This is a genomic window from Vreelandella sedimenti (assembly GCF_013416325.1).
GTDB classification, from domain to species: domain Bacteria; phylum Pseudomonadota; class Gammaproteobacteria; order Pseudomonadales; family Halomonadaceae; genus Vreelandella; species Vreelandella sedimenti.
Genome location: NZ_JACCGK010000030.1, coordinates 22,738 through 30,692, shown reverse-complemented (window position 1 = coordinate 30,692; position 7,955 = coordinate 22,738). Strand labels below are relative to the sequence as shown.

At 51.7% G+C, this 7,955-nt stretch carries 6 protein-coding genes; all 6 read right to left on the bottom strand.

Annotated features, from left to right (window positions below):
• Positions 1 to 131: 131 nt before the first annotated feature.
• The 6 genes from HZU72_RS22550 to gcl all read right to left on the bottom strand — a co-directional run bounded on the left by HZU72_RS22550 (position 132) and on the right by gcl (position 7,549).
• Positions 132 to 848 carry a GntR family transcriptional regulator gene (locus HZU72_RS22550; protein WP_180096109.1) on the bottom strand — a complete coding sequence of 239 codons (717 nt, stop codon included), beginning with the start codon at positions 846 to 848 and terminating at the stop codon, positions 132 to 134.
• A gap of 134 nt (positions 849 to 982) precedes the next feature.
• Positions 983 to 2,452, bottom strand: a complete 1,470-nt coding sequence (pyk, locus tag HZU72_RS22545) for a pyruvate kinase (RefSeq protein ID WP_180096108.1) — start codon at positions 2,450 to 2,452, stop codon at positions 983 to 985.
• Positions 2,449 to 3,771, bottom strand: a complete 1,323-nt coding sequence (locus tag HZU72_RS22540; protein ID WP_180096106.1) for a glycerate kinase type-2 family protein — start codon at positions 3,769 to 3,771, stop codon at positions 2,449 to 2,451. The genes pyk and HZU72_RS22540 overlap by 4 nt, the downstream gene beginning before the upstream one ends.
• A 202-nt stretch (positions 3,772 to 3,973) precedes the next feature.
• Positions 3,974 to 4,858, bottom strand: coding sequence for a 2-hydroxy-3-oxopropionate reductase (locus HZU72_RS22535; protein ID WP_180096104.1), 885 nt, complete (start codon positions 4,856 to 4,858; stop codon positions 3,974 to 3,976).
• A gap of 52 nt (positions 4,859 to 4,910) precedes the next feature.
• Positions 4,911 to 5,687, bottom strand: a complete 777-nt coding sequence (gene hyi / locus HZU72_RS22530) for a hydroxypyruvate isomerase (protein ID WP_180096102.1) — start codon at positions 5,685 to 5,687, stop codon at positions 4,911 to 4,913.
• 74 nt (positions 5,688 to 5,761) lie between these two features.
• On the bottom strand, positions 5,762 to 7,549 hold the full coding sequence (gene gcl, locus HZU72_RS22525) for a glyoxylate carboligase (RefSeq protein ID WP_180096100.1): 1,788 nt from the start codon (positions 7,547 to 7,549) through the stop codon (positions 5,762 to 5,764).
• Between the last annotated feature and the right edge of the window lie 406 nt (positions 7,550 to 7,955).

The window sequence follows — 7,955 nt, the reverse complement described above, 5'->3', positions numbered from 1 at the left end:
TTACCGCCTTCCTGGCCGATGTGCTCACCGATATTCGTCGTTTACTGCTGTAGTTAACGATAAAAAAAAGGGCTTATACATGGCGCCTTTATAGGCGCCATGTATTTAAATAAAAACTTTGCGTTATTAATTTAATTACCGCCTAAAATAGCCATAAGATCAGTATCAGGTTCCCTGGAGGTGAGTACAAGCAAAGATTCTAAGCTATTGAGGTGAGTATGTACGGAGTTCCGAGCCGCTTCGGCATCTCCATTTACAAGATGCGAAAGTAGTTGAGCATGGTCTCCCTCTAAATAACAAGATAATAAGCTCGGAGGTTTATAAAGTGCAATAACGATAGAAGTACGTAGTACTAAATCGGTAAGCATCGCACCCATGATACTATTAGGGGAACGTTCGGCAAGAAGGTGATGAATATTCAGTGAATGTTCAATGCGTGCTGGTTCGTTATTATTTTCATAAGCCTGCTTTTCAAGTACGACTTGCTGTTGCAATGCTTTCTTAGCGCTAGTTTCCAGCTTGCCTGCAAGCAGCGCCACAATTTCACCTTCGACTAACCTGCGTGCAGAAAAGGTCTCACGAGTTTCTTCGATTGAAGGAGCACGCACGCGAGCGACCTGATTGGGGCGTTGATCAATGACATGCTCGGCATCTAGCCGTGTTAGTGCCTTACGCACCACCGAGCGACTGACTCCAAATACTTCACCTAACGTTATCTCAGGCAATTTAGTATTGGGAGTCAAACGTTGCATCAGTACAGCCGACCGGATGTGGTCAACGATGTCCTGGTCACCGACGCGACCTTCTTTTGGTTTATTAAAGCGATTTTTATGCCAGCCGAGGTTCATATTGTTTGTCTCTAACGATCCTCGCTGGAACTTAACATGTATCCCCCAATACAACCAACATAAGATCAATGCTTTATCGTTGGAGATGGTTATTTCTCAAGAGCTAACTCAAGCATTTTTTGTAGCGTTTCCGATCATCTTATGCTCTGGTTTACAGCAAGAATTTTCATGGTGTTAGTGCCCCCGTGTGCATTCATATGGTTGCCACGGGTAAGGATGACATGATCATTTTGGGAAACAATTCCTTTAGATACCAGTAATTCTATTGCTTTATCATTGAGTTCTTCGGCTTTCATACTCGTTGTATCAAATGCCAGAGAGACCACACCGCGATACAGTGCCATACGTCGTTGAGAAATTTCACTTTGCGCTAGACCGATAATGGGCAATCCTGAATGTATGCGTGAGGCGATCATCGCCGTAAAACCACTAGACGTCATACAGGCAATAGCGGTGACTCCAGCGAGATGGTTCGCAGCGTACATGGCAGAAAGAGCAACCGTTTCGTCGGCCTGCAAAAAATCTTGATGGATGCGGTGGCCAGATTCCTGAGCGCTCCGCTCACGTTCGGCCCCCAGGCATAAACGATCCATTGCCTTCACGGTTTCTACAGGAAAGTCCCCGGCAGCGGTTTCAGCGGATAGCATCACCGCATCGGTGCCATCTAGAACGGCATTGGCAACATCGAAAACCTCAGCACGCGTTGGCAGCGGCGCACTAATCATGGTCTCCATCATCTGCGTGGCGGTGATCACCGCACGGTTGAGGCTACGTGCGCGCTTGATCATGCGTTTTTGCACACCGATCAACTGAGCATCCCCGATTTCTACCCCCAGGTCACCCCGTGCCACCATGACTGCTTCGGATGCCTTAATAATGCCATCTAAAATTTCATCATCAGCCACCGCTTCGGCACGCTCAATCTTCGCTACAAGACCGATTTCTTTACCATCCTCACCCAGCAGCTTGCGAGCTTCCTGCATGTCAGCAGCGCTACGTGGAAAAGATACCGCAAGGTAGTCAACACCTATTTCGATGGCGGTCTTAATGTCTCGTTTATCCTTGTCGGTAAGAGCTGCCGCAGATAACCCGCCTCCCTGCTTATTGATGCCCTTGTTGTTGGAAAGTTTACCTCCAACAACAACCCGAGTATGGATTTCTTGGCCTTTAATGGCACTGACTTCGAGCACCAAACGACCATCGTCAAGCAGTAGGCGGTCACCTACGATGACATCGTCCGCCAACGTCTTATAGTCACAACCGACACGCGTGATATCGCCGGCATTGCTATCCAACAACATGTCAAGCACGAAGGGCTGGCCTTCTCCAAGCACAACCGCATCGTCCTTGAAGCGAGCGATACGAATTTTAGGGCCTTGCAAATCAGCTAACACCGCTACGCTTCTGCCTAGCCGTTGGGAGATCTCACGCACTTCGACTAGCCGACGGCGATGATCATCAGCCGAACCATGGGAGAAATTGAGTCGAACGACATCCACACCTGCCCGCAGCATACCTTCCAGCACACCTTCACGGTCACTGGCGGGGCCTAGGGTGGCCACTATTTTAGTGCGACGAATGGGGGTATAAGCGGTTGGTTTCATACTGGCCTCGGGAGAACAAGAATAGCTCGAAAATCATTGACATTAGTTCGGGTCGGACCGGTCACAACCAAATCGTTAATAGCAGCAAAAAAACTGTAAGCATCATTACGGTTCAGATAATCTCTTGCTGACAACTGCAAGGCTTTTGCACGTTTCCAGCTCTCGGGGCCGAATACAGCACCGGCGTTGTCCTCAGAGCCATCAATGCCATCGGTATCGACAGCGAGTGCATAAACGCCCTCTGCACCCTCAAGTGTGTCGAAAAGCCCTAATAGATATTCGACATTGCGCCCACCACGCCCATCGCCACGCACAGTGACGCTGGTCTCGCCACCTGAGAGCACCAGCAGTGGACGTGTAATTTCACCTTGCAGTTTGCGCACCATATGCGCTTGAGCAATACCTAAATCACGAGCGTCACCTTCCAAATCATCGCCCAACACTCTGACGTCGACCGCACTTTTTTCGGCACTAAGCCGAGCAGCCTCAAGGGCATCACTGGCTCGCGCCAGGATCATGGACTGGTCGCGTGCAAACTCAGGACTACAGGCTTGAGGCGCGTCGTGATTGGCCATCAGATGTTGACGCACGTTATCAGGAACCTCGATGGCGTGGCGTTCGAGAATCTCCATGGCATCAAGCGGTTTTGAGTTATCTGGCAGGGTGGGACCTGAAGCAATCAGTGTAGGATCATCACCCGGCACATCAGAAATAAGGTATGTCACCACCCGAGCCGGGTGAGCGTGAGCAGCCAAACGCCCACCCTTGATCCCAGACAAGTGACGACGCACCGTATTGATGTCGCGTATCGGTGCGCCACAGCGCAGCAACGCTTTGTTAACAGCCTGCTTGTCCTTCAAACTGATACCTGCGGCGGGTAGCGTCATCAATGCAGAACCGCCTCCAGAGATCAAAGAAATCACCTGATCGTATTCGCTGAGGTTTTTCACCGCTTCAAGCATTCGTTTGGCGGCTTGCTCACCAAGTGCATCGGGCATGGGATGGGACGCTTCTAACACTTCGATGTGCTGACAATCAGCACCGTGTTTATAGCGAGTCACCACCACTCCGTCCAAGTCAATTGCTTCACCGTTGTTACGTGCACGCTCAACCCAAGCTAACTCTAGTGCGCTTGCCATAGCAGCGGCGGCTTTTCCAGCACCGACGACAACGGTTCGACCGGCCGGTTTTTCTGGTAGTTGGTCTGGCAGTAAGCTGAAAGGATGCACCGCAGCGATGGCCGTTTCAGCCAGGTGCACTAACCACTGGCGCGAGGCCTCTTCACTAGTAAAGGGTGCTAAGCGAAAAAGGGCATTCATCGGTAGACTCCACAGGCAAGGGCCGGGGGGAATAGGAAAAAGGGGACAAAAAAACCGGTGAAAGACACATAACGGAACGGAGGTCTTGCACCGGGAAAAGGCAACGAGTCACATGCAATAACGAGGGCGGACCGCAGAACGATGCCCGCCGTAAAACAGTAATGAAACCTCCGTCAATCAGTCAGTCACGCCATAAAAGGCATTACTGGCCAATTTCATAATTCGCCAGCTTTTCCAGGGCACGCAGGATTCCCGCATGGTCCCAATCCGCACCGCCATTCGCGGCACATGCCTGGAATAGCTGCTGGGCATTTGCCGTACCCGGTAAAGAGAGGTTAAGGCTACGTGCACCCTCCAATGCCAAGTTGAGATCTTTCTGATGCAGGCGGATGCGAAAGCCAGGGTCAAAGGTACGCTTAATCATGCGCTCGCCATGCACATCCAGAATTTTCGACTGAGCGAGGCCGCCCAACAGGGATTCACGCACTTTGGCGACATCGGCACCGGCCTTGGAGGCGAACAGCAGCCCCTCTGCAACGGCCTCAATAGTCAGTGCAACAACGATCTGGTTGGCGACCTTGCAGGTCTGGCCTGCTCCGTGACCACCAATGTGCGTAATGACCTTGCCGACGACTTCAAGCAGCGGCTTGGCGCTTTCAAAACCTTTGTCCGTCGCCCCTACCATAATGGTCAGCGCGGCATTGATCGCACCGCCTTCACCACCGGAAACAGGGGCATCAACAAACTCACCACCGGCTTCAGTAATGCGCTTGGCGAATGCCTGGGTCTGCATTGGGGCAATGGAGCTCATGTCGATGACCAGGGTGCCGGGCTTGAGGCCCTCTATCACGCCGTTCTCACCGAACAATACACTCTCTACATCTGGCGTATCCGGCACCATGGTGATAATGACATCTGATGCTTGGGCAACTTCTTTTGGATTAGCCGTCTCTTGCATGCCCTTATCGGCAAGCGTTGCATCCAAGGGGCCGCGTTTGACGGTCACCAAAGAGTGGCCCGCATCGAGCAGGTGGCCTGCCATAGGGCGTCCCATAATGCCTAAACCGATAAAACCAATCTTGCTCATCCTCTTTCTCCTTCAAACTAACGCAATTTGTACTTATTCATACTTGGGGTGTTCAGCGCACCGCCTCTAACCAAACCAGCCCTTCCGACGTTGCCGCCTTGGGCTTGTATTCGCAGCCGATCCAGCCGTCATAGCCCAAGCGGTAAAGATGAGCGAACAGGAAGGGATAATTGATTTCACCGGTACCTGGCTCATTCCGTCCTGGGTTATCCGCCAACTGCACGTGCGCAATCCGCGCGAGGTGCTTTTCAATCGTAGGTGCCAGATCCCCCTCCATGATTTGCATGTGGTAGATGTCGTACTGCAGCTTCAAGTTGTCACTGCCAACCTCATCGAAGAGTGCCAGTGCCTGCTCAGTACGGTTGAGGAAAAAGCCTGGAATATCGCGGGTGTTGATCGGTTCTGCCAACAGCAGAATGCCGGCTGCCTTGAGCTTTTCAGCGGCGTAACGCAGGTTTTCAATCAAGGTGCTGCGCGCTGCGGCAGCGGTTACGCCTTGCGGCTGGATACCTGCCAGGCAATTTACCTGTTGGCACCCCAGCGCAGTGGCGTATTCGATTGCATGATCAACACCTGCGCGAAATTCTTCCACACGATCCGGATGGCAAGCGATGCCACGCTCACCGGCGCCCCAATCGCCTGCTGGCAAATTGTGCAACACCTGGGTGAGGCCATTGGCATCCAAACGTTCCTTGATTTGTGCTACCGGGTAGTCATAAGGAAAAAGGTATTCGACACCCTTAAAGCCAGCGTCGGCGGCGGCCTTGAAACGATCGAGAAAGTCTACTTCGGTGAACATCATGCTGAGATTCGCGGCAAATTTGGGCATGCAAGTCTCCTTGTTTTTATCTTAGTGATAATAATTGCCCTGGTACCGAACCTCGGTGGTCACCAGGGCCAAGCTTAGGTCAAACTGGCGATGGAGCTAGGCGCATCCGTCAAGTTTTCAGCCAGTTCTTCGAATTCATTGACGCCATCAAGGTCGGTACCCATGGAAATATTGGTGATACGCTCAAGAATGATCTCAACTACTACAGGTACGCGATGTTCACGCATCAGTTCGCGGGCCTTTTCAAATGCCGGAGCGATATCCTCAGGCTTTATTACGCGCAGCGCTTTACAACCCAGGCCTTCGGCAACAGCAATATGGTCTACACCGTACTCAGCTAATTCAGCCTCTTCGTCGGTGTAGTTAATGTTTTTGAAAGAAAGTTGCACGCAGTAATCCATGTCGAAGCCGCGCTGGGCCTGACGAATCAACCCGAGATAGGAGTTGTTCACCAGCACATGGATATAGGGCAGGTTGAATTGCGCCCCGACTGCCAGTTCTTCGACCATGAACTGGAAATCGTAGTCACCGGAAAGTGCCACCACTTCAGCTTCAGGGTCAGCACGGCACACGCCCAACGCCGCTGGAATAGTCCAGCCTAGCGGTCCCGCTTGGCCACAGTTGATCCAGTGACGCGGCTTGTAAACGTGTAGGAACTGAGCGCCCGCAATCTGTGACAGACCGATGGTGCTGATATAGCGGGCATTCTTGCCGAACACCTTGTTCATTTCTTCGTAAACACGCTGGGGTTTGACCGGCACGTTATCGAAGTGCGTCTTGCGCAGCAGCGTGCGTTTGCGCTCCTGGCATTCCGCGGCCCAGGCACTGCGATCCTTGAGTTTGCCCTTCGCCTTCATTTCGCGAGCCACTTCAAGGAACAGTGTCAGTGCCAGCTTGGCATCAGAAACGATGCCGTAATCAGGGCCGAAGATGCGCCCGATCTGTGTCGGCTCGATGTCGACGTGAACAAACTTACGGTCTTTGGTATATGTTTCGACGTTACCGGTGTGGCGATTGGCCCAACGGTTGCCGATACCCATCACGAAATCCGAGGCAAGCATGGTTGCGTTGCCGTATCGATGAGATGTCTGTAAGCCCACCATGCCAGCCATCAACGGGTGGTCGTCGGGAATCGTACCCCAGCCCATCAGCGTCGGAATTACCGGCACGCCGGTAAGTTCGGCAAACTCGACAAGTTGCTCTGCGGCATCTGCATTGATGATCCCGCCCCCCGCGACCAACAGCGGCTTTTCGGACTCGTTGAGCATGGTCAACGCTTTTTCAATCTGGGCACGCGAAGCAGACGGCTTATAGGCCGGAAGTGATTCGTAGGTATCCGGATCAAACTCGATTTCGCTCATCTGAACGTCGATCGGCAGATCGATCAACACCGGGCCGGGGCGGCTCGAACGCATTAGTTGAAAGGCTTTCTGGAAGGCTCGCGGCACTTGGGCCGGTTCCATCACGGTAATCGCCCATTTTGTAACCGGCCCGGCAATGGTCTGAATATCCACTGCCTGGAAGTCTTCCTTGTGCAACTTGGCCCGTGGCGCTTGACCGGTGATGCACAGAATCGGGATGGAATCGGCGCTGGCGGAATACAGCCCGGTGATCATGTCGGTGCCGGCGGGACCAGAAGTACCGATACATACCCCGATATTCCCCGCTTTTGTCCGGGTATAACCCTCGGCCATGTGCGAAGCCCCTTCAACATGGCGTGCCAGGATGTGATCGACACCCCCTACCTTGCGCATGGCAGCGTAAAAAGGATTGATTGCGGCACCCGGCAACCCAAAGGCAACGTCGATACCTTCTTTCTTCAGAACATGAATGGCGGCTTCCGCAGCTGTCATTTTAGCCATTACAATTTCTCCTCAACAATTGAATACAATTTATGTATTCATTTTAGATTTGTTCTTGTATTCAAAAATAGACGCCTACTTCATGAGTGTCAATTTTTTATGGAAAATATTTCCATAAAAAATTTAACGCCAATATATTTACTTAATAAACAAGTGCTTATTAAAATATAGCAATTGTAAGTATGCGCAGAATGCGAAGATGAAATTATAGAATTAAGGAGAGAAAAATCAGGCACCACTAATAGACCAACAGCCTTGGCTGTTAGCCTATAAAAACCTTAAGGGATAGCGGATAACATTCGAGAAAATTTAGCGCCAAAGGCACCTCAACTGGCTAGCAAAGCTATTGACCAGAGTGTGTACGTCATCGCCATCACCCTCGGTTTCAACTTGTGCCAAGTAACGC

What these genes read in the sequence shown, in the direction of transcription:
- HZU72_RS22550 (WP_180096109.1), bottom strand. Translation starts at nt 848, where the DNA reads ATGAACCTCGGCTGGCATAAAAATCGCTTTAATAAACCAAAAGAAGGT.
- HZU72_RS22535 (WP_180096104.1), bottom strand. Translation starts at nt 4,858, where the DNA reads ATGAGCAAGATTGGTTTTATCGGTTTAGGCATTATGGGACGCCCTATG.
- HZU72_RS22540 (WP_180096106.1), bottom strand. Translation starts at nt 3,771, where the DNA reads ATGAATGCCCTTTTTCGCTTAGCACCCTTTACTAGTGAAGAGGCCTCG.
- pyk (WP_180096108.1), bottom strand. Translation starts at nt 2,452, where the DNA reads ATGAAACCAACCGCTTATACCCCCATTCGTCGCACTAAAATAGTGGCC.
- hyi (WP_180096102.1), bottom strand. Translation starts at nt 5,687, where the DNA reads ATGCCCAAATTTGCCGCGAATCTCAGCATGATGTTCACCGAAGTAGAC.
- gcl (WP_180096100.1), bottom strand. Translation starts at nt 7,549, where the DNA reads ATGGCTAAAATGACAGCTGCGGAAGCCGCCATTCATGTTCTGAAGAAA.